This window comes from Aminobacter sp. P4_D5 (assembly GCF_056401815.1).
The window spans coordinates 1-20,065 of record NZ_JBFUIP010000038.1; the positions used below are offsets into that span (position 1 = coordinate 1).

General features: G+C 62.6%; 21 protein-coding genes. 10 read left to right on the forward strand and 11 right to left on the reverse strand.

The genetic code is table 11. The features are described 5' to 3' along the window. Window positions 1–1,796: helix-hairpin-helix domain-containing protein (locus AC1DWF_RS10775; RefSeq protein ID WP_476841668.1), on the forward strand; the 1,796-nt coding region annotated here is incomplete at its 5' end. 125 nt (window positions 1,797–1,921) lie between these two features. Then, on the forward strand, window positions 1,922–3,139 hold the full coding sequence (locus AC1DWF_RS10780; RefSeq protein WP_476788133.1) for an argininosuccinate synthase: 1,218 nt from the start codon (window positions 1,922–1,924) through the stop codon (window positions 3,137–3,139). Between the two features lie 50 nt (window positions 3,140–3,189). Here AC1DWF_RS10780 and AC1DWF_RS10785 read toward each other — a convergent pair whose 3' ends face one another. From AC1DWF_RS10785 to AC1DWF_RS10795, 3 genes are all read right to left on the reverse strand, one after another. Then, window positions 3,190–3,708, reverse strand: a complete 519-nt coding sequence (locus AC1DWF_RS10785; RefSeq protein WP_476785621.1) for a hypothetical protein — start codon at window positions 3,706–3,708, stop codon at window positions 3,190–3,192. A gap of 121 nt (window positions 3,709–3,829) precedes the next feature. After that, on the reverse strand, window positions 3,830–4,648 hold the full coding sequence (locus AC1DWF_RS10790; protein ID WP_476785620.1) for a lytic murein transglycosylase: 819 nt from the start codon (window positions 4,646–4,648) through the stop codon (window positions 3,830–3,832). A gap of 356 nt (window positions 4,649–5,004) precedes the next feature. After that, on the reverse strand, window positions 5,005–6,753 hold the full coding sequence (locus tag AC1DWF_RS10795) for a putative bifunctional diguanylate cyclase/phosphodiesterase (protein WP_476841669.1): 1,749 nt from the start codon (window positions 6,751–6,753) through the stop codon (window positions 5,005–5,007). 343 nt (window positions 6,754–7,096) lie between these two features. Between AC1DWF_RS10795 and ffh the strand changes: the two genes are divergently transcribed. The 4 genes from ffh to AC1DWF_RS10815 all read left to right on the forward strand — a co-directional run bounded on the left by ffh (window position 7,097) and on the right by AC1DWF_RS10815 (window position 10,147). Further along, window positions 7,097–8,683, forward strand: a complete 1,587-nt coding sequence (ffh, locus tag AC1DWF_RS10800) for a signal recognition particle protein (protein WP_476788134.1) — start codon at window positions 7,097–7,099, stop codon at window positions 8,681–8,683. A 10-nt stretch (window positions 8,684–8,693) separates the two neighbouring features. After that, window positions 8,694–9,020 carry a chorismate mutase gene (locus AC1DWF_RS10805; RefSeq protein WP_476783568.1) on the forward strand — a complete coding sequence of 109 codons (327 nt, stop codon included), beginning with the start codon at window positions 8,694–8,696 and terminating at the stop codon, window positions 9,018–9,020. 55 nt (window positions 9,021–9,075) lie between these two features. Beyond that, a complete protein-coding gene (gene rpsP, locus AC1DWF_RS10810; protein WP_476841670.1) occupies window positions 9,076–9,468 on the forward strand; it encodes a 30S ribosomal protein S16 in 393 nt (130 codons plus the stop codon). A gap of 142 nt (window positions 9,469–9,610) precedes the next feature. Continuing rightward, window positions 9,611–10,147 carry a cupin domain-containing protein gene (locus AC1DWF_RS10815; protein ID WP_476783570.1) on the forward strand — a complete coding sequence of 179 codons (537 nt, stop codon included), beginning with the start codon at window positions 9,611–9,613 and terminating at the stop codon, window positions 10,145–10,147. On the opposite strand, the gene AC1DWF_RS10820 is transcribed toward AC1DWF_RS10815, so the two are convergent. From AC1DWF_RS10820 to AC1DWF_RS10835, 4 genes are all read right to left on the reverse strand, one after another. Then, window positions 10,138–11,043, reverse strand: coding sequence for a bestrophin family protein (locus AC1DWF_RS10820; RefSeq protein ID WP_476783571.1), 906 nt, complete (start codon window positions 11,041–11,043; stop codon window positions 10,138–10,140). The two genes, AC1DWF_RS10815 and AC1DWF_RS10820, sit on opposite strands and share 10 nt — an antisense overlap. 189 nt (window positions 11,044–11,232) lie before the next feature. Then, a complete protein-coding gene (locus tag AC1DWF_RS10825) occupies window positions 11,233–11,682 on the reverse strand; it encodes an N-acetyltransferase family protein (protein ID WP_476783572.1) in 450 nt (149 codons plus the stop codon). A gap of 5 nt (window positions 11,683–11,687) precedes the next feature. Beyond that, window positions 11,688–12,722, reverse strand: coding sequence for an aspartate-semialdehyde dehydrogenase (locus tag AC1DWF_RS10830; RefSeq protein WP_476841671.1), 1,035 nt, complete (start codon window positions 12,720–12,722; stop codon window positions 11,688–11,690). Window positions 12,723–12,831: 109 nt separating this feature from the next. Further along, the gene (locus AC1DWF_RS10835; protein ID WP_476841672.1) at window positions 12,832–12,966 is read right to left on the reverse strand and encodes a hypothetical protein; all 135 of its coding nucleotides are present in this window, start codon (window positions 12,964–12,966) and stop codon (window positions 12,832–12,834) included. Window positions 12,967–13,119: 153 nt separating this feature from the next. Here AC1DWF_RS10835 and AC1DWF_RS10840 point away from each other — a divergent pair, with 153 nt between their 5' ends. Then, the gene (locus tag AC1DWF_RS10840; RefSeq protein ID WP_476783574.1) at window positions 13,120–13,779 is read left to right on the forward strand and encodes a GNAT family N-acetyltransferase; all 660 of its coding nucleotides are present in this window, start codon (window positions 13,120–13,122) and stop codon (window positions 13,777–13,779) included. Window positions 13,780–13,808: 29 nt separating this feature from the next. On the opposite strand, the gene AC1DWF_RS10845 is transcribed toward AC1DWF_RS10840, so the two are convergent. Beyond that, window positions 13,809–15,707, reverse strand: coding sequence for an ABC transporter ATP-binding protein/permease (locus tag AC1DWF_RS10845; protein ID WP_476783575.1), 1,899 nt, complete (start codon window positions 15,705–15,707; stop codon window positions 13,809–13,811). Between the two features lie 327 nt (window positions 15,708–16,034). On the opposite strand from AC1DWF_RS10845, the gene AC1DWF_RS10850 reads away from it, so the two are divergent. After that, a complete protein-coding gene (locus tag AC1DWF_RS10850; protein WP_476783576.1) occupies window positions 16,035–16,715 on the forward strand; it encodes a DUF805 domain-containing protein in 681 nt (226 codons plus the stop codon). Between the two features lie 114 nt (window positions 16,716–16,829). Here the strand turns inward: AC1DWF_RS10850 and leuB are convergent, their stop codons facing one another. Then, the gene (gene leuB, locus AC1DWF_RS10855; protein WP_476783577.1) at window positions 16,830–17,933 is read right to left on the reverse strand and encodes a 3-isopropylmalate dehydrogenase; all 1,104 of its coding nucleotides are present in this window, start codon (window positions 17,931–17,933) and stop codon (window positions 16,830–16,832) included. Here leuB and AC1DWF_RS10860 point away from each other — a divergent pair. Both AC1DWF_RS10860 and vapC read left to right on the forward strand, forming a co-directional pair. After that, window positions 17,920–18,273, forward strand: a complete 354-nt coding sequence (locus tag AC1DWF_RS10860; protein WP_476788136.1) for a type II toxin-antitoxin system VapB family antitoxin — start codon at window positions 17,920–17,922, stop codon at window positions 18,271–18,273. The two genes, leuB and AC1DWF_RS10860, sit on opposite strands and share 14 nt — an antisense overlap. A 6-nt stretch (window positions 18,274–18,279) precedes the next feature. Then, window positions 18,280–18,672: a type II toxin-antitoxin system VapC family toxin gene (gene vapC, locus AC1DWF_RS10865; RefSeq protein ID WP_476786895.1), complete on the forward strand. Its 393-nt coding sequence runs from the start codon at window positions 18,280–18,282 to the stop codon at window positions 18,670–18,672. Window positions 18,673–18,675: 3 nt separating this feature from the next. On the opposite strand, the gene AC1DWF_RS10870 is transcribed toward vapC, so the two are convergent. Then, complete coding sequence (locus AC1DWF_RS10870; RefSeq protein WP_476786894.1) at window positions 18,676–19,056, reverse strand: RidA family protein; 381 nt, start codon at window positions 19,054–19,056, stop codon at window positions 18,676–18,678. Between the two features lie 12 nt (window positions 19,057–19,068). Continuing rightward, a complete protein-coding gene (locus AC1DWF_RS10875; RefSeq protein WP_476786893.1) occupies window positions 19,069–19,902 on the reverse strand; it encodes a hypothetical protein in 834 nt (277 codons plus the stop codon). Window positions 19,903–20,065: the final 163 nt, after the last annotated feature.

Sequence of the window (20,065 nt, forward strand, 5' to 3'; positions counted from 1 at the left end):
TTTCCGAAAACGCCGAGCTTCTGGGGCGCCTGCGCACCCACATGAAGGAGCGCGCGGTGATGCGTGCCCGTGTCGTCGACGGCAAGCAGGAGGCGGGCGCCAAGTTCTCCGACTATTTCGACCATTCCGAGCGCTGGGCCAACGTTCCGAGCCACCGCGCGCTCGCCATGCTGCGCGGCCGCAACGAGGATGTGCTCTCGCTCGACCTCGAGATCGACGCCGACGACACCTCGCCGGTCAAGCCGGTCGAGCGGATGATCRCCGCTGCCTACCAGATCGGCGCGACGCTTCCGGGCGACCAGTGGCTGATGACGCTCGCCGGCTGGACCTGGCGGGTGAAGCTGTCGCTGTCTTTGTCGCTCGACCTGATGCGCGACCTGCGCGAGGCGGCCGAGGAAGAGGCGATCCGCGTCTTTTCGCGCAACCTCAAGGACCTGCTGCTCGCTGCCCCCGCCGGTTCGCGCGCCACCATGGGCCTTGATCCGGGCATCCGCACCGGCGTCAAGGTCGCGATCATCGACGCCACCGGCAAGGTGCTCGACACCACCACCGTCTATCCGTTCCCGCCGAAGAACGACGTGCGCGGAACGCAGGCCGAGCTTGCGCGGCTGATCATCCGTCACAAGGTCGAGCTGATCGCCATCGGCAACGGCACCGGCAGCCGCGAGACCGAACGCCTGGTCGCCGACATGCTGTCTGAGATGCCGGGGGCCAAGCCGACCAAGGTCATCGTCAGCGAGGCCGGCGCGTCGGTCTATTCCGCGTCGGCAACCGCTGCCGCCGAGTTTCCCAATCTCGACGTGTCGCTGCGTGGGGCCGTTTCCATCGCGCGCCGTCTGCAGGACCCGCTCGCCGAACTGGTCAAGATCGAGCCCAAGTCGATCGGCGTCGGCCAGTACCAGCACGATGTCGACCAGTACCGGCTTGGCCGTTCGCTGGAAGCGGTGGTCGAAGACGCGGTGAACGCTGTCGGCGTCGACCTCAATACGGCGTCCGCGCCGCTTCTGGCGCGCGTGTCTGGCCTTGGGCCATCGCTTGCCGAGTCGATCGTCGCCTATCGCGATGCCTCGGGCGCGTTTGCAACGCGCCGCGACCTGCTTGCCGTGCCGCGGCTTGGCCAGCGTGCCTTCGAGCAATGCGCCGGCTTCCTGCRCATCCGTGACGGCAAGGAACCGCTCGATGCGTCGTCGGTCCATCCCGAAGCCTATGGCGTGGCCAAGAAGATCGTCGCATCTTGCGGCCGCGATCTGCGCCAGCTGATGGGCGACAGTGCCGCGTTGAAGGCGATCGACCCTCGCGCCTTCGTCGATGAGCGTTTCGGCCTGCCGACAGTGCGCGACATCATCGCCGAGCTGGAAAAGCCGGGCCGCGATCCGCGTCCGGGCTTCAAGACCGCGACCTTTGCCGACGGCGTCGACGACATTAAGGACCTGAAGCCGGGCATGCTGCTCGAAGGCACCGTCACCAACGTTGCCGCTTTCGGTGCCTTCGTTGACATCGGGGTGCACCAGGACGGCCTCGTCCATGTCTCGCAGCTCGCCGACAAGTTCGTGAAGGACCCACACGAGGTGGTGAAGGCCGGCGACGTGGTCAAGGTCCGCGTCGTCGAGGTCGACATCCCGCGCAAGCGCATCGGTCTGACCATGCGCAAGGACGGCGGCGAGGCTGCACCGCGCTCGGCAGCGCCCGCCAAGGTACGCGACATGAAGTTCGCCTCTACGAAGCCGCAGCCGAGCAAGGCGGACCAGCAAGGCGCCTTCGGTGCTGCGCTGCTGGAGGCGATGAAGCGCAAGTAGGCAAGCTGGGGCGATCACGCTGCTGTCGCAGCGGCATGATCGCCCTTGCCCGCTTGCCCGTTCGTGCTTAGAAAGCCCGGGAAACGCGGCCTCAGCCGGCCGCTTGAAAAAGGTGCCGTGCTCAAATGTCCAAGTGGAAAGACGTCAAGAAGGTCGTGCTCGCCTATTCCGGCGGTCTCGACACCTCCATCATCCTGAAGTGGCTGCAGACCGAGCTCAATGCGGAGGTTGTCACCTTCACCGCCGATCTCGGCCAGGGCGAGGAACTTGAGCCGGCGCGCAAGAAAGCCGAGATGCTCGGCATCAAGGAGATCTTCATCGAGGACGTGCGCGAGGAATTCGTCCGCGACTTCGTCTTCCCGATGTTCCGCGCCAACGCCGTCTATGAGGGCGTCTACCTGCTCGGCACCTCGATCGCCCGTCCGCTGATCTCCAAGCACCTCGTCGAGATCGCCCGCAAGACCGGCGCCGACGCCATCGCGCACGGCGCCACCGGCAAGGGCAACGACCAGGTTCGCTTCGAGCTGTCGGCCTATGCGCTCAACCCCGACATCAAGATCATCGCGCCGTGGCGCGACTGGGAGTTCAAGAGCCGCACCGACCTGCTCGACTTCGCCGAGAAGCACCAGATCCCGGTCGCCAAGGACAAGAAGGGCGAAGCACCGTTCTCCGTCGATGCCAACCTCCTGCACTCGTCCTCCGAGGGCAAGGTTCTGGAAGATCCGGCCGTCGAGGCGCCCGAATATGTCCACATGCGCACGATTTCGCCCGAAGCTGCGCCCGACAAGGCGACGATCATCAAGATCGGCTTTGAAAAGGGCGATGCCGTTTCCATCAACGGCGAGCGCCTGTCGCCGGCGACGCTTCTGGCCAAGCTCAACGACTATGGCCGCGACAACGGCATCGGCCGTCTCGACCTGGTCGAAAACCGTTTCGTCGGCATGAAGTCGCGTGGCGTCTACGAGACCCCCGGCGGCACGATCCTGCTGTCGGCGCACCGCGCCATCGAGTCGATCACGCTCGACCGTGGTGCCGCGCACCTCAAGGACGAACTGATGCCGCGCTATGCAGAGCTGATCTATTACGGCTTCTGGTTCTCGCCGGAGCGCGAGATGCTGCAGGCGGCGATCGACAGGAGCCAGGAGCATGTCGAAGGCGAAGTGACGCTCAAGCTCTACAAGGGCAACGTCATGGTCATCGGCCGCGAGAGCCCAAAGTCGCTCTATTCGGACAAGCTGGTTACCTTCGAGGACGACCAGGGCGCCTACGACCAGAAGGACGCCGCCGGCTTCATCAAGCTCAACGCGCTGCGCCTGCGCACGCTGGCCGCACGCAACCGTTAAGACCAGCTAATATATGGCAGTTTGGGGGCGCTTCGGCGCCTCCTTTCATTTCAGGCCTCGCCTTGATAGCTGTCGGTAAGGTATTCCCGCTTGGCCGCGTCATCGCGCGTTGAATACAGATAGCGGCTGAACGCCTGGCGCTCGTGGTTGACCGCTGCCAGTTCCCAGACGCAGAAGGTCGCGCGGTGCGGCCCGGGCAGCGCAAACAGTGAGAAATCGGGCGCCTTGGCCGTCTTGGCGTAAACCGTTTCCCACATCTCGTTGGCGTTGCGCCACGAACTCACCAGCAGGAAGTGAAAATCACCGCCGCAGCGGTGCAGGATCACAAAACCCAGCTCGCCCTTGACGTTGAGCCGCCCCGCCGCCGTCTCGGCCGCGAGGAAGCGTTGCGCCAAGGCGCAGGTCTCGCGTGTCACAGGCGTTGCTTCTTCGGCGATATCGTACCATTTCAGCAGGCCGCCGCCCGCCGGAACCGGCGATCTCGGCGTGACCGTCTTGGGATAATGGCTGTAGCCTTCCACCGTGCCGAAAGCCGAGAGATCGGCCGGCAATTCGCTGAGTGCGTTCATCGTTCGTTCCTCGGCAAGAGCGAAAAAACCCGGCGTCGCCGCCGGGTTCGTTCAATATGCGCCGATGAAATCGACTTCGCCAGAGCGTCAGGAAAGCATCCTGACAAGGTATTGAATGTTGTCAGTTGCCGTCGATCTCGGCACCGATGATGGCGATGGCCTGCTGGTAGACGCTGGCCGCGTTCCAGCCCTGCAGGGCCGCGAAATTGGGCTGGCCAGGCTGGTAGCCGGCGCCGGCTTTCCAGCCATGGCCGCGCAGGAAGTTGGCGGTCGATGCCAAAGCGTCGGCCTTGGAGCGGACCATGTCGATCTTGCCATTGCCGTCGCCGTCGGCGCCGTATTTCAGCACATTGACCGGCAGAAACTGGGTCTGGCCGATCTCGCCATGGGCAGCGCCGATGGCGTTGGGTGCGAGCGTGCCGCTCTGGACGAGCTTGAGCGCGGCATAGAGTTGATCTGTGAAATATTCAGTACGACGGCAGTCATAGGCGAGCGTCGCCACGGCCGACAGCGTGTGCTGATTGCCCAAGAAGGCACCGAAGCCTGTTTCCATGCCCCAGATCGCGATCAGCGGGCCGGCAGGCACGCCGTAGCGGGCCTCGATGCTCTGGAACAAGGCTGCATTCTGCTTCTTGAAGGTCTTGCCCTTGGAAGCAATCGTCTTGCCGCCGCGCTTGGCCATGAACTGGTCGAGCGAGAGCTTGAAGCTCTTCTGGTTGCGGTCAGCGTATATGGTCTTGGTGGCGTAAGTCGTGCTGGCCAGCGCGTTGAGCGCATTGGCCTTGATGCCGTTGGCCGCCGCCTCTTGCGCAAACGAAGCTTTCCAGGCTTCGAAGCCGCCCGCGTTGTTGCCGCACTGCGCCGCATATGCGCCGCCAGCCGTAACCGCCAGCATGGCGGTGGCCGTAGCAAAAATCTTCACCTTGGCAAGTATTGCCATGCTGTTCTCCTGATGCCTGAATCAATGCCCTTGGGAGGGATGTTGCCAGCCGCACGMTCTCTTGTCATCGTTAAGAAGGCGTTTACGTCCCCGTGTCTTGCAAGGGCTGGTGGCAAAAAACTCGCATAGGATCAAGCAGCGAATGTGGCGAGAGCGGGAAAAACGTTGCAAGATGTCGATGTTTTGATCGTTTCGCTGGTTTTGCGCATTTTGGGGCGGCATAAACGCCACACGCGGCAGGGTTGAGCGCTCAAAGCGCTAGCCCGCATCGGCAGCTGGACCATCCCCCGGCGTCAATCTGCTACAATTCGCGAGCATGACGGCGCGATCGAGTCCCCTGCGGCCGGGGCCTTCGGTCAAAACCGCTTCGACGGTTTCTTTCCGCCAGCCTTTGCCGACCGCTTCATCAATTGTTCGAAATCCGCCGCTGGCAGCGCCTTGGAATAGAGGTAGCCCTGGCCCCTTCGGCAGCCCATGGCATAAAGTGCGGCTTCCTGCGCCCGCGTCTCGACCCCTTCGGCGACGACGGCAAGCCCCATATCCTTGGCCATGCCAAGTACCGCGCGCACGATCGCGGCGTCCTGGCGGTTGCGGAGCATGTCACGGACGAAGCTGCGGTCGACTTTAAGGACGGTGAGCGGAAAGCGCTTGATGGTGCTGAGTGCGGCATGTCCGGTGCCGAAATCGTCAAAGGCGAGACCGACGCCCGCCTTGGCAAGCTTGCGGAACGGCGCCAAAGTGCGCTCCTCATAGTCGAGCGCGATGGTTTCGATGACCTCAAGCTCGAGCGCCTTGGCCGGTAATTTGTGGCGTGCCAGCGTCGTCAGCACCGTCTCCGCCAGATTGMCTGCCTTTACCTGCACCGCAAACAGATTGACGGCCATGCTGATCGGGGGGAGGCCGTGGGCGCGCCATTCGGCCGATTGGCGGCAGGCTTCGTCGAGGATCCAGCCCCCTACGGTCAACGCGCCCGTATGCGTTTCGAGCACGGCGAGGAAATCGGCCGGTTCCAGCAGTCCCCGCGAGGGGTGGCGCCAGCGCAGCAGCGCTTCGGCGCCCAGCACGCGGCCTGTTTCCAGGCAAACCTGCGGCTGGTAGTGCAGCACGAATTCCCTGGCGCCGATGGCGTGCAAAAGCTCGTCTTTCAAGGCACGGCGTGCGGCAACGGCGTTGCGCATGCCCGGCTCGAACATGCGATAGCTGCCGCCGCGCTGTCGTGCCCGGTAAAGCGCCAGATCAGCGCTTGCCAGCAGCTCCTCGGCATCGCCGCCGTCGCCGGGGGCCACCGCACCGCCGATACTGACACCGAGCTTGAGCAGGTGGTCGCCGATCTCGAACGGCTTGTCGAAGGACTGCAGCAGGCTGTTTGCCGCTTCCGCGACAATGGCGGGATTGTCGATACCGGGCAAAAGCACCGCGAATTCGTCGCTGCCAAACCGGGCCACCACGGCGGTGGCGTCGAGCGCGGCCGGCAGCCGCACGGCCAATGCCTGCAACAGCGTGTCGCCGGTGGCGTGGCCTAGCGTGTCGTTGACCTTTTTGAAGCCGTCGAGGTCGAGCAGCAATATCCCGGTCGCTTCGCCCGCCGCCAGTGCGTCTTCGAGCTGCATGTCGAACTGGAAGCGGTTCGGCATGCCGGTCAGCGTATCCTGATGCGCCAGGCGATGCAGCCGCATGTCGCGCTGCCGCCGCTCCGAGATGTCGCGGATGATGCCGCCCATGGCGATGCCATTCGGCCCGCTCCAGATCGAAAACGAGAGCTCTATGGGGAATTCGCTGCCGTCGCGCCGAAGTGCCGCCACTTCCACCGTCTTGCCGTTCAGCTTCGACGGTCCGCCCGAACCAACGCGGGCAATGCCGGCATTGTGGGCGCCGCGCAGCCTTGGCGGAATGATCAGATCGAGCGTGTGGCCGATCATCTCGGTCCGGTCATAGCCGAATATGCGTTCGGCCGACTTGTTGACGTAGTTGATCCTGCCACCGGCGTCGATGACGACCAGTCCGAATTCGATGTTCTCTGCGAAGCCGGCAAGCAGCGTGTCGTCGCCGAATAAGCGACCGCCCCCTTCGGAAACGACATGCGAGCCGCCCGCATGGTCACACATGGTGGTAAAATACCCTAAAATAATACATACAGCCCCCCGGCAGTCCGGCACCCTAATCGGCAAGTCTTAACAGGGCCTGAGTGTGGCGCTGGGAATATATAGCTGAAGCGTCACAGGAATGCGCCTGCGCTTGACTCTCAAGCCGTTTTCCTGTCTACAGCCCACAAATTCCGCGACGAGTTCCACTCCGAGCGGCCGACCGGGACACCCTAGTGGTACATATGATCCCGGAGGCCAACACCCGGCAGCGCAGTGCGCCCCCGGGTGCTTTTTGGTTTGGTTCATGCGCGCTGAGGCATTACCTCTCGGTTCGACACCGGTTGGCTGAGAGAAGGGAAGTCGAATGTTTGAATCGCTGCAAGAGCGGCTTGGTACGATCCTCAACGGCCTGACCGGCCGTGGCGCACTGTCGGAGGCCGACGTCTCGGCAGCCCTGCGCGAGGTTCGTCGTGCCTTGCTCGAGGCCGACGTCGCGCTCGAAGTGGTCCGCTCCTTCACCGACCGCGTCCGCGAAAAGGCCGTTGGCGCTGCTGTTCTGAAGTCGATCAAGCCCGGACAGATGGTCGTCAAGATCGTCCATGACGAGCTGATCGAGATGCTCGGCGCCGAGGGCGTCGCCATCGACCTCAACGCGCCGGCCCCGGTCGTCATCATGATGGTTGGCCTGCAGGGTTCGGGCAAGACCACGACTTCGGCCAAGATCGCCAAGCGCCTCGCCGAGCGTCAGGGCAAGAAGGTCCTGATGGCCTCGCTCGACACGCGCCGTCCGGCCGCGCAAGAGCAGCTGCGTCAGCTCGGCGAGCAGACCAAGGTCGCAACCCTTCCCGTCATCGCTGGCCAGTCGCCGGTCGACATCGCCAAGCGCGCCGTCCAGGCAGCCAAGCTCGGCGGCCATGACGTCGTCATCCTCGATACCGCTGGCCGTACCCATATCGACGAGCCGCTGATGGTCGAGATGGCCGACATCCGCAAGGTGTCGGAGCCGCACGAGATCCTGCTCGTCGCCGACTCCTTGACCGGTCAGGACGCCGTCAACCTCGCCAAGAATTTCGACGACCGCGTCGGCATTACCGGCCTGGTGCTGACCCGCATGGACGGCGACGGCCGCGGCGGTGCGGCCCTTTCGATGCGCGCCGTCACCGGCAAGCCGATCAAGCTGATCGGTACCGGCGAAAAGATGGATGCGCTGGAGGAATTCCACCCCAAGCGTATCGCCGACCGTATCCTCGGCATGGGCGACATCGTTTCGCTGGTCGAGAAGGCTGCCGAAAACATCGACGCGGAAAAAGCCGCTGCGATGGCCAAGAAGATGCAGTCGGGCAAGTTCGATCTGAACGATCTCGCCGACCAGCTTGGCCAGATGCAGAAGATGGGCGGCATGGGCGGCATCATGGGAATGATGCCGGGCATGGGCAAGATGAAGGACCAGATGGCCGCGTCCGGGCTGGACGACAAGATGTTCGGGCGCCAGATCGCCATCATCTCGTCGATGACCAAGGCCGAGCGTGCCAATCCAGACGTCCTGAAGCACTCGCGCAAGAAGCGCATCGCTGCAGGTTCCGGCACCGACGCTGCCGAAATCAACAAGCTGCTCAAGATGCATCGCCAGATGGCCGACATGATGAAAGCCATGGGCGGCAAGGGTAAGGGCGGTGGCCTGATGCGCGGCATGATGGGCGGCCTCGCCTCCAAGATGGGCCTTGGCGGCATGGGTGGTATGGGCGGCATGCCCGACCTGTCCAAGATGGACCCCAAGCAGCTCGAAGCGTTGCAGAAGCAGGCCGAAGCTGCCGGTCTCGGCGGAGGCCTCAAGGGCCTGCCCGGCGGCGGACTCCCCGGCATGGGCGGTGGCGGTTTGCCTGGCCTGCCTGGCGGCATGAAGCTTCCGGGTCTTGGCGGCGGCCTGCCCGGCCTTGGCAAGAAGAAGTGAGGAGCGCGCGATGACCGACACCAATCCTCAGGCGCAGCTCCAGGAACTGCGCGCTTCGATCGACAATATCGATGCCGCCTTGATCCACATGCTGGCCGAGCGCTTCCGCTGCACCAAGGCAGTCGGCGTGCTCAAGGCGACCCACGGTCTGCCGCCGGCCGATCCGGCGCGAGAACAGTCCCAGATAGCACGTCTCAGACGTTTGGCCGACGACGCGCATCTCGATCCCGATTTCGCGGAGAAGTTCTTGAACTTCATCATCCGCGAGGTGATCAGGCACCACGAAATGCTGGCCGCCGAACGAAATGGCGGCTCAGACAGGACCACCTCCGCCTGAGGCGGAACACGCAGAACATACCAAACCCAAGACAGAACTATTCAGGAGTAAGACAATGTCCCTTAAGATCCGCCTSGCYCGYGCCGGCKCCAAGAAGCGCCCCTACTACCACATCGTCATCGCTGACGCCCGCAGCCCGCGCGACGGCCGCTTCATCGAGGCGATCGGCGCCTGGAACCCGCTGCTGCCCAAGGACGGCGAGCGCATGAAGGTCGACGCCGACCGCGCCAAGTACTGGCTGTCGAACGGCGCGCTGCCGACCGACCGCGTTGCCCGCTTCCTCGACGAGGCTGGCATCGTCAAGCGCGAAGCCCGCTCGAACCTGACCAAGGGTGAGCCGGGCAAGAAGGCCCAGGAGCGCGCTGCTGCACTGAAGAAGGCACAGGAAGACGCTGCTGCCGCTATCGCTGCAGCGACCGCCGCTCCGGCCGAAGCTTCGGCAGAGTAATTTTTCGCCTGTCTGGCGAAGGAAAACGGCGGGCCGAAAGGTCCGCCGTTTTGCGTTTCAGGCAGGTGTTCCGATTGCACTGTGCGCATTGCTTGACCTTTGGAATAGCGGGCCGCACCATTTGCAAATGGAGGAGCCGCGCATGTCCGACAAGATTTCCGCACTCAATGCGGATGGTGTATCCGAGCCCTTTGCCGCTGCTACGGCGCCGCTCGAAGCCTTTTCGCAAGGCGTGCGTTTCGGCAGCAGCTTCAGGCATCTCTCCAGTTTTGGCGGCGGCGATCATGTCGGCGTGGCGCTTGAAGAGCTTGCGCCGGGCAAGGAGTCCAACCCGTCGCACTACCACATGCTCGAGGAGGAGCACGCCTATATCCTCGAGGGCGCACTGACGCTCAGGCTCGGCACGCGGGCCTATGTCATGAAGGCCGGCGACTATGTCTGCTTCCCCGCCGGCCAGAAGGTCGGGCACTCGCTGTTCAATCATACCGATGCCGCTTGCCGCTATCTCATCATTGGCGAGCGCAATCCCAACGATGTCATCGTCTTTCCCGAATCCGGCCGCGTCAGCGTCCGGCTGACTGGCGAAGGCTACAGCAAATCGGCGACAATGGATTATTGGGAAGGCATCGATTCAACCGCCGGCGGCGCTCAGGCCCGCGCTGCTCGCTCTCAGGAATAGAAGAAATTTTCCGCCGCCAGCATCGGCGGTGGCGTTTCGCCGAGAGCTTCGAACACCGAGATTTCGCAGACGCGGCACAGGCCGTCGAGCGCGAGGTCGTTGGCCTCCATGCCGAAGGGGTCTTCCAGTTCTTCGGAGAGCGCGTCGAGGCCAAAGAAGGTGTAGGCGATCAGTGCTGTGAAAAGCGGCGTCGCCCAGCCGGCGGAAGCCGCGAGCCCGAAAGGCAACAGCAGGCAGAAGACGTAAGCCGTGCGCTGCAAAAGCAGCGTGTAGGCAAAGGGCAGGGGCGTGCCCATGATGCGCTCGCAGCCGGCCTGAAGTGCCGCAATCGCCGATAGCCGCTCGTCGAGGATGCGGTAATCCATCGCCTCCAGCGCCCTTGCCCGCTTGAGCGCGCCGATCTTGCCCCCCATGCGCCGCATCACGGCGTCGGGCCTGTTGGTCGCGGCAAAAATCTCGTCTACGGCGTCGCCGACAAATGGGCGTGCTGCCGCGCGCGTGTCGATGCGGCGCAGCTCGCCGCGCAGGAAGTGGCAGAATGCCAGCGAGTCCATCAGCAGAGGCCGCAGTTCGTTGCGGTCGTGGATCATCGCGTTGGCCGCACGGGAAAGATTCCTGATCTCGAAAACGAGCTGGCCCCACAGCTTGCGCGCCTCCCACCAGCGGTCATAGGCGGCGTTGTTGCGGAAGCCGAGATAGATCGACAGCGCAACGCCGAGCAGCGCGAAGGGGGCCATGCCGGCATTGCCGAGATCGAGGTTCAGCGCCTTGATCACCGCCACCACCAGCGCGCCATAGAGCGCAAAGCCTAAGATCTGCGGCAGGATGCGCGGCACCACCGATCCACGCATGACAAAGAAGAGTTTCAACAGGCCGGTGCGCGGACGAACGATCATATGGCCTGTACCTCTTGCCTCGATGGTGAGGCGGCATTGTGCTTCGGGGAGGGTGCGGGAGTCACGGCTCAATCGCGACATGGTGGCGATTTCGTTGAATTGTTTCAGCCGCTTGCCGGTCTTGTGCGGTTTTGCAACGAAACCCCATCCTTCTGGAGGAGGGTCGTCTCGCTCGCATGGGTAGGCGGTCTAAGGAGCGCTAGCGCGCGCATAACGGATATCCGGCAACCCCTCTTCATTGCTGGACCCATCGCCGAATGCTTCCGATTTGAAGCCGTGACGCTCGTAGAAACGGCGTGCGCCGGCATTGGCCTCAAAGCAGAAAAGTTTCACGTGAGTCATTCGGGCGGTCACGTGGCGCAGCAACTGGCTGCCGATGCCGCGTCCCGTCCAGGCCGGATCGAGATAAAGCTGCTCGAGCCAGTCGCCCTTGACCGCGGCAAAGCCGACGAGCTTGTCTTCGATCGTTGCGACGGTGACATGCTGCTCGGTGAGCAGGCTGCCCCTGACGAAGCGCAGATCTTCGTCAGGCGTGTGCAGCTGGGGCATCCAGTCGAAGGCGGCAAGCGCCGCCCTCAGGATGCGGGCGATGTCGTGTGCGTCTTGAGCCTTGGCCTGACGCAGCACGACATCGGGCATTGTCGTTAGGCTGCCTTTTTCTTCGGCGTGATCAGGCCGCGCTCAACGAGCAATTCGGCGATCTGGACAGCGTTGAGTGCGGCACCCTTGCGCAGATTGTCGGAGACGATCCACATCGACAGGCCGTTGTCGACGGTCTGGTCTTCGCGGATGCGCGAGATGTAGGTCGCGTCTTCGCCAGCCGAGTCGAGCGGGGTGGCGTAGCCGCCGTTCTCGTGCTTGTCGATGACAAGGCAGCCTGGCGCCTCGCGCAGGATGTCGCGCGCCTCTTCGGCGGTGATCGGGTTTTCGAACTCGATGTTGACGGCTTCGGAGTGGCCGATGAACACCGGCACGCGCACGCAGGTCGCGGTCAGCTTGATCTTGGGGTCGAGCATCTTCTTGGTCTCGGCGACCATCTTCCACTCTTCCTTGGTGGAGCCGTCTTCCATGAAGACGTCGATGTGCGGAATGACGTTGAAGGCGATGCGCTTGGTGAACTTCTTGTTTTCTACCGAATCGGCCACGAACACGGCGCGTGTCTGGKTGAASAGCTCGTCCATGCCYTCCTTSCCSGCGCCCGARACGGACTGGTAGGTSGMRACSACGACGCGCTTGAYCTTSGCSAYGTCGTGCAGCGGCTTCAGCGCCACGACCAGCTGGGCGGTCGAGCAGTTCGGGTTGGCGATGATGTTTTTCCGCGTGAACAGCGAGATGGCGTCCGGGTTTACTTCCGGAACGATCAGCGGCACGTCCTGATCGTAGCGGAAAGCGGACGAGTTATCGATGACGACGCAGCCCTGCTTGCCGATCTTGGGCGACCATTCCTTGGAGACATTGCCACCCGCCGACATGATGCAGATGTCGACGTCGGAAAAATCATACTGGTCGAGGACCTTGGTCTTCAGGGTCTTGTCGCCGAACGACACTTCGGAACCGAGCGAGCGGCGCGAGGCCAGCGGCACGATCTCAGAGATCGGAAAGCCGCGTTCCTCGAGGATGTTGAGCATTTCCCTGCCGACATTGCCCGTGGCGCCGACGACTGCAACCTTGAAACCCATATCGAAAATCTCCTGTCCCTCTCCGCTCGCTTTTGGAGAAAACCCGCTGGCCGTTGCGGGCTTCATCCCCCGGGCCGGACCCGGGAGAGGGTGAGCAGGCCAAGGGAAATCACACCGTTTTGGTGGTGGTGGTTTTGGCCATGGTTTTGGTCGAAAGCAGGGACGCGGTTCCGCGCCCGGCACGATGGTTGGCATCGTGGCCGGGGAAGTCGAATGCGAAAAKCGCCATCAAGAGGCCGCGCATCGGAGGGATCCCTGTTCGCCGCCGCTTTTATCCGGTTTGTATGGAGAGTCAATCGCGCACGCCGCCTGAAGCTGCGCCGTGTATGTCAAATTGGAGTTGCCTTGCATGTTCGGCGGGTTACTCTCGATGCATTGAGCCGACGGGACGAAGCCGATGGGCAAGCCAGCCGAAGCGAAGGTGCCGGTAGCTGCAGTCATCAACGGTCGCCATGGCAGCCTCCGCCCGTTGGGTGTGTCGGATGCTTCGACGCTTTATCGCCGTTCGCATGACGAAAACGTCGCAACCACCTGGGCCGAGATGAAGGTCGGGCCGTTTGCCGACGAAGCTGCTTTTTCCAGGCAAATTGACGATCTCGTGTCCGACCCGAAGCGGGCGTTTTTTGCGGTTGTCGATCTGGAGGGCGCCATACTGGGCTGGCTGTGCCTGATGGAGGCCCGGGTGGCGCATCAAGTTGTCGAACTCGGCTATGTGCTCTTTACCAGCGGGATACAGCGCACGACGCTTGCGACCGAGGCGCTTTATCTCGTCATTCGCCACGTGTTCGAGGAGCTTGGCTATCGTCGCCTCGAATGGACGTGCACTGCTCAAAACAGCCGTTCGCGCGTCGCCGCCGACCGGCTCGGTTTCACCTATGAGGGGACACTGCGCGAAGGATTGCTGCTCAAGGGCATGCCGAGAGACATCTGCATGTACTCGATGCTGTCGTTTGAGTGGCCATCCCGCCGCGCAACCATGGAGCAGTGGCTCGATCCCGCCAATTTCCGCGATGGCAGGCAGTTGCGCTCGATGAACGAAATCAGGGCGGATCTGTAGCTGCCATCAGCCGCGCTGGTAGCGACGGCTCACTTCTGCCTGAGCCGGATGCGCGGCAGCCTTAGCCGCGACCCTTCGCCCGACTGGGGCTGGGCCAGGAGCGTGGTAAGTTCGGCCGGCAGGCTGGCCAGCGCCTTCTTCGAGCCAACGCCATCTGCAATGCAAAGGATGCTGTCGTAGAACTCGATGCCCATCGCCGATTTCGGCGGTGTCGCCTCATGCATGACGCTGATCACCGTGACATCGGGACAATTGTCCTTGATCACCTGGTGAAAGGCGATCTTGGCGTCGAGATCAAGCGCTGCGGTCGCTTCGTCGAGAAAAAGCAAGCCAGGCTGCAAAAGCAGGATGCGGGCCGCCACCAGTTTCTGCTTCTGGCCACCTGAAAGCAGTTGATCCCAGCTCTTGCCCTGGCGTGTTTCGTCGCCGAGATGTTCGATGAAGTCGCCAAGGCCGGCCTTGTGCAAGGCAACGGCCACTCCAGCCTCCGAATGGGCGTCCGGCTTGTCTGGCAGGCACACAAGCTGCTTCAGCGAAACCTGCGGCAGCTTGATGTCCTGGGTGGCGTAGAACGACCTGATACCTTCGGGAAAGACGATGGCGCCACGCCCATACGGCCACAGCCCGTTGATCGCCTTGACCAGCGAGGTCTTGCCGCAGCCGGACTGGCCAGACACGAAGGTCCATTCGCCGCGCCTGAAGCGCAGATTGGCGATCGTCAGGAAAGGGCTTGCCTCACGGCCCTGATGCATCAGTTCGAGATTGCGGATCGTCAGTCCAAACAGGGCATTTTGGTTGCCATAGCTGAACTCGGACTGGCCTGTGGCTGCGTAGAATGCCGGCGGTCTCTGGACGTTTTCGATCGCCTTTGCGAGATCGCTGACGCGCTCGCTATTGGCCCTAAGCGTGGCGATTGCCGGCATGACCTGGATGAACCACGAGCACTGGCTGATCAGCGAGTTCACCAGCTCGGCACCGGTGATGTAGCCCTTGAGGTTGATCTGGCCGTGCATGTAGGGAACAAGGCCCGGCCCATAGGCGACGATCCGCGCGGCGACAAAGCCGTAGATCGATTCAAACGACATGTAGCCGGCGTTGACTGTGTTCAGCCGTCCCCAGGTCTGGTCGATGTCGCGATAGAGCCGGTCGTGCATCGCCTGCTGCACGCCTTCGCCGCGCGATGCCGCGACATGGAAACTGCGCCTGAGCAGGATCGTCAGCTCGCCACGGTAGCTGCCTTCGGCCTGCTGCATCCTGACGCTGAGGCGCTCCATCACGCCGCCGAGCTTCATGGCGATATAGGTGTTCAGCGGCACATAGGCGGCGACCGCGGCCAGCGCGAGGACGAAGCTGCCATAGTTGCCGAGGATTTCCAGGCCGCGCACCGAGGTCGAGGTCTCCAGGAGCTTCTGGCCGACAAAGTACAGCGACGTGGCAACGCTCATGATGCCCATGGCAAGCCCGATTGCGCCACCGGTCATGCCCTTGATGGAATCCTGGACGCGCTGGTCGATATTGTCCGGTGCCATGCCCGAACCGTTGCCCGTGTCCGCATTGTGCTGGACGTGGAAATGAGTGTGATTAGCGTCGAGCAGTGCCGCGTTGAAGCGGCTATCCAGCCAGCCGCGCCATTTGCGGTGCAAGGTTGTGGAGAACAGGTGCCGGATACCGGTGAAGCCCGCATCCTTGATGACCACCAGAAGAACCAATGTACCTGCGCTGGTCAGCAGAGACGCCAGTGGCGCCGCATTGGCCGGGTCGTGGAAAAAGGCGATGGAATTGACCAATTCGCCCGATGCTTCGGCCATCCAAACGCTGGCCTTGCTGGAAAGTGCGGTGAGGAGGGCGATCACCAGCGTCAGCCCCCAGGCTTCCTTCCAGCGATCCGAGAACCAGTAAGCCCGCATCAGGCCCCAGAAGCTACGCATCGCCGAAACCGGCGTCAGGGGAGGCGGCCTTGCGGCGCGGCGACGCCATCTGTTTAGCGATGGATATCGAGGTCTAGCGACCCGAATCACAGTGTTCCCTACCCAGTGCCCTTTTCTTTAGCGAAGGGTAACATGAGTTGAGCGTTCTCAAATCGAATTGTCCCGCCAGCGGCCTCGATCGGATTCACCTCGTCGTGAACAGTGGCTGAAAGGCAACGGCATCAGCGTTCGTATACGCCTCTTGGGGGATAGGGCGAAGGGCAGCGCAAGCTTGCAGCCGGCACCAAAACTTTGCACAGAGTGCGTTTGACGGCTGACGAGGGGAAAATGCGCGGCGAAGTGCTTTATTACGACGAAACCCAGGGATTCGGCTTCATTTCCGGTGCTGACGGCAATCGCTACGCGTTTGGACGCGAAGATCTGCGTCGCGTCATGCCGATCGACAAGGGCGCCGAGGTCGAATTTCAGCCGAGCGGTGGCAAGGCACGCGACGTCTTTACGATCCGCGGCCAGGTCAAGGCGCCGGCTGCGGCGCAGCCCCCACAGCAGTTCGGCCGAATGGCAGTTAGCACTGCTGTCGAAAAGATGAGTCTGTGGTCGTATTTCTGGTGTGGGATGACTGCCAACTACGCCAATTTCCGTGGCCGGGCGCGGCGCAAGGAGTATTGGGGCTTCTACCTGTTCTGGGCCATTTCACTGGTGCTGTTCATGGGCGCCGGCTTTGGCATCGACGGCGCGCTCGGCAATCTCGCAGCGGGCCAGGAGCAGCCGGTGGCGGCGGCTGCCCTATCGGTCCTGCTGGTGCTGGCAGGCATAGTGCCGTGCATTGCCGTCACGGTGCGCCGCATTCACGATCTCGGCCTGTCGGGCTGGTTTTATCTGCTGATCCTGCTGCCCTATGTCGGCGGGCTGATCATCTTCGTGTTTTCGCTGCTGCCGTCACAGAAGCATGAAAACAAGTGGGGGCCGGTTCCGGCGGGGGTGAAAGTTCCCCCGCCTTACGCGTGATCCCGAAAATCGGAATCGATCTTCGGAAAGGATCATGCGCAGGTTCAAAAGCGCTACAGCGTCCCTTGCGTATCCAATTGGATACGCGACGCTGTAGCGTTTCGGCCGCCTAGATCAGGCGAAGAACTTCGCGATGATGGCGTCGCCCATCTGAGTGGTGCCGACTTCGGTCTTGCCCTCGGACATGATGTCCTTGGTGCGGAGGCCGTCGTCGAGCACGGCGGCGATCGCCGCTTCGAGACGGTCGGCCTCGGCCACCATGTTGAAGGAATAGCGCAGGCACATCGCAAAGGACGCGATCATGGCGATCGGGTTGGCGATGCCTTGGCCGGCGATATCGGGTGCCGAACCGTGCACGGGTTCGTAGAGCGCCTTGCGCTTGCCGGTGAGCGCATCCGGCGCACCGAGCGAAGCAGAAGGCAGCATGCCGAGCGAGCCGGTCAGCATGGCCGCGACGTCCGACAGCATGTCGCCGAACAAATTGTCGGTGACGATGACGTCGAACTGCTTGGGCCAGCGCACCAGCTGCATGCCGCCGGCGTCGGCCAACATGTGGTCGAGCTTGACGTCGGCGTATTTGGCCTTGTGGGTCGCGGTCACCACCTCGTTCCACAACACGCCCGACTTCATGACGTTGCGCTTTTCCATCGACGTCACGCGGTTCTGGCGCGTGCGTGCCAATTCGAAGGCGACGCCTGAAATGCGCTCGATCTCGAAGGTGTCATAGACCTGCGTGTCGATGCCGCGCTTCTGGCCGTTGCCAAGGTCGATGATCTGCTTGGGCTCGCCGAAATAGACGCCGCCGGTAAGTTCGCGCACGATCAGGATGTCGAGACCCTCGACAACTTCCTGCTTGAGCGAGGACGACGCGGCAAGCGCGGGATAGCAGATCGCCGGACGCAGGTTTGCGAACAGCTCCATGTCCTTGCGCAGGCGCAATAGGCCAGCCTCGGGGCGCACTTCATAGGGAACGGCATCCCACTTCGGGCCGCCGACGGCGCCGAACAGCACCGCGTCCGCTGTCATCGCCTTGGCCATGTCGGCATCGGAGATCGCCTGGCCGTGCGCGTCATAGGCCGAGCCGCCGACGAGGCCTTCTTCGGTGGCGAAGCCGGTGCCCAGCTTCTCGTTCATTGCGGTAATCAGCTTGCGGACCTCAGCCATGGCCTCTGGGCCAATGCCGTCGCCGGGCAGGAGAAGAAGATTGCGCGTCGCCATGGAAAGCCTTTCCGAAAGATGCGTGAACCGCGGCCTTGCTAGCCTTGGCGGGGCGCGGGTGCAAGGCAGAAACCACGCGGTTGCCTTGAATCTCTGGGGTCGGATGTGTATGTTTCAGGTGATCCATACACATAGGTGCAACATGCGCACGAACATCGACATCGACGACGAACTCCTGGCTGAAGCGATGAAGATCGGCGGCTTCACTACGAAGAAGGCGGCCGTGGAGGACGCCTTGCATCAGCTTCTTCGTGGGCATCGGCAAAAGCAGGCCATCGAGAACATGCGCGGGATGGGCTGGGAAGGCGACCTCGAAGCCATGCGGACGGATTTGGATTAAGCCGGGATGGGCATCCTGGTCGATAGTTCCGTATGGATTGATAACCTTCGGAGCAAGGATGCACCGCAAGTCAGAAAGCTCCGAGCCATCGAGCGACCACAATCGATCATTGTTGGTGACCTGGTGCTAGTCGAAGTTCTGCGCGGCGCGCATGACGAGAGGCACGCCAAGCGCCTGGAAGCTGAAATGCGGCAGTTCGAGACGGTTTCATTGTGCAACGTGGAACTGGCGCCGCTTGTCGCAGCCAATGACCGACTCCTCAGGTCGAAAGGTGTGACCGTCAGAAAGCTAGTCGATCTCGTCATTGCCACATTCTGTATCGAGCATGATCACAGACTTCTGCATAGTGACCGCGACTTTACGGCAATGAGGCCTTACCTGAACCTGCAGCTCTATTGAGCCTCAGCCCCGCCTCAGCGCCGTCACTTCGATCTCGATCTTCATCTCGGGCTTGTTGAGCTGGCATACGATCATCGTTGCCGCCGGGCGGATATCGCCAAACGTCTCGCCGAGGATCGGGAACACCAAGTCCACATAGGCCCGGTCGGTGATGTAATAGTGCGCCCGCACCACGTCAGTCATGTCGAAGCCGCCGTCGGACAGTGCCTTGGCGATGGTGGCGAGGCAGTTGCGCGTCTGCGCCTCGACGCTCTCCGGCATGGTCATGGTCGCATAATCGTAGCCGGTGGTGCCGGAGACGAAGCACCACTCGCCCTGCACGACCGCGCGCGAATAGCCGGCGGTCTTTTCGAAGGGCGATCCGGTGGAAATCAGCTTGCGCATATGGTCTTTTCCTTATTGCGGTGGGGTCAGCGCCTTGGTCATGGCGTCCTTGACCTCGGCTGGCCATTCGGCGAGCGCGGGCCAGGTTTTTGGCTCGGGTGTGTCGCCTTGCTGGGCAAAATAGAGCTTCTTGCCGGTGACATCGACGCCGATGAAGGCGTCGGCGCTGCCGCAGGCATGCGGCACGCAACCGCTGACAAACAGGATGCCGGATGCGGTCTTTTCGGGCTCGCCAGCCACCGACAGGCCAAGCGCCACTTGTTCAAGGTCGTCGCCGAGCAGCTTCTGGGCGGCGGCGTAGAGTTCGGCATTGTCAAAGAAATCTGATGGATAGGTGATCTTGTCAGCGACAATGTCGGCCCAGCCAGTACCTGGCTGCGGCACGAAGCTCAACTGGCCTGCCACCTTCAGCCCATCCTGCGGTGACCAGATGCGCACGGGCTCACTGGCGCCCGGCCTGAGGTAAGGCACGAAAAACAGCGTATCGCCGGTGGCCGCGGCCGGCGGCGTGCCGCATTCGCCGTCGCCGACGACGGTCGACTGGATGCCGGCGTCGGTCTTCCAGGCGAGCACGGTCTCGGGACCGCAGGCATTGCCGCCGTCGCCGATGTCGAAGATGGCGACCTTGGTGCCGTTGAGGTCGACGGTGCGCTCGTAATAGGCAACGTAGTTGCGCGCCAGCTCCTTACCCTCATAGGCAAGGATCTTGTCGAGTTCCGGCGTCTCGGTGATGGTGAAATTGCCACCTTCAAACGGGATTGTCTGCGGTTCGCTCTGCTGGGCCAGGGCCGACGAGGAGGCGGTCAACGCCAGCGCGAATGCTGCGAGGAGGGCGGAAGATTTCATTGTCTGCTCCTGGAGACCGACTTGCGATGTCACGGAACAGCTCGAATATCTGGCGCTCCGAATCTCGAGGCGCGACAATGCCATGGCACAGTGGACCTGTCAGCCGAAGCCTGTTGCTCCAGCAAAAAGCCCCACCGCGATTTCAATCGGGACGGGGCTTTGA

Excerpts from the sequence above, each read along its gene's own strand:
- AC1DWF_RS10780 (WP_476788133.1), top strand. The coding sequence starts at position 1,922 with ATGTCCAAGTGGAAAGACGTCAAGAAGGTCGTGCTCGCCTATTCCGGC.
- AC1DWF_RS10785 (WP_476785621.1), bottom strand. The coding sequence starts at position 3,708 with ATGAACGCACTCAGCGAATTGCCGGCCGATCTCTCGGCTTTCGGCACG.
- AC1DWF_RS10790 (WP_476785620.1), bottom strand. The coding sequence starts at position 4,648 with ATGGCAATACTTGCCAAGGTGAAGATTTTTGCTACGGCCACCGCCATG.
- ffh (WP_476788134.1), top strand. The coding sequence starts at position 7,097 with ATGTTTGAATCGCTGCAAGAGCGGCTTGGTACGATCCTCAACGGCCTG.
- AC1DWF_RS10805 (WP_476783568.1), top strand. The coding sequence starts at position 8,694 with ATGACCGACACCAATCCTCAGGCGCAGCTCCAGGAACTGCGCGCTTCG.
- AC1DWF_RS10815 (WP_476783570.1), top strand. The coding sequence starts at position 9,611 with ATGTCCGACAAGATTTCCGCACTCAATGCGGATGGTGTATCCGAGCCC.
- AC1DWF_RS10820 (WP_476783571.1), bottom strand. The coding sequence starts at position 11,043 with ATGATCGTTCGTCCGCGCACCGGCCTGTTGAAACTCTTCTTTGTCATG.
- AC1DWF_RS10825 (WP_476783572.1), bottom strand. The coding sequence starts at position 11,682 with ATGCCCGATGTCGTGCTGCGTCAGGCCAAGGCTCAAGACGCACACGAC.
- AC1DWF_RS10840 (WP_476783574.1), top strand. The coding sequence starts at position 13,120 with ATGGGCAAGCCAGCCGAAGCGAAGGTGCCGGTAGCTGCAGTCATCAAC.
- AC1DWF_RS10845 (WP_476783575.1), bottom strand. The coding sequence starts at position 15,707 with ATGCGTAGCTTCTGGGGCCTGATGCGGGCTTACTGGTTCTCGGATCGC.
- AC1DWF_RS10850 (WP_476783576.1), top strand. The coding sequence starts at position 16,035 with ATGCGCGGCGAAGTGCTTTATTACGACGAAACCCAGGGATTCGGCTTC.
- leuB (WP_476783577.1), bottom strand. The coding sequence starts at position 17,933 with ATGGCGACGCGCAATCTTCTTCTCCTGCCCGGCGACGGCATTGGCCCA.
- vapC (WP_476786895.1), top strand. The coding sequence starts at position 18,280 with ATGGGCATCCTGGTCGATAGTTCCGTATGGATTGATAACCTTCGGAGC.
- AC1DWF_RS10870 (WP_476786894.1), bottom strand. The coding sequence starts at position 19,056 with ATGCGCAAGCTGATTTCCACCGGATCGCCCTTCGAAAAGACCGCCGGC.
- AC1DWF_RS10875 (WP_476786893.1), bottom strand. The coding sequence starts at position 19,902 with ATGAAATCTTCCGCCCTCCTCGCAGCATTCGCGCTGGCGTTGACCGCC.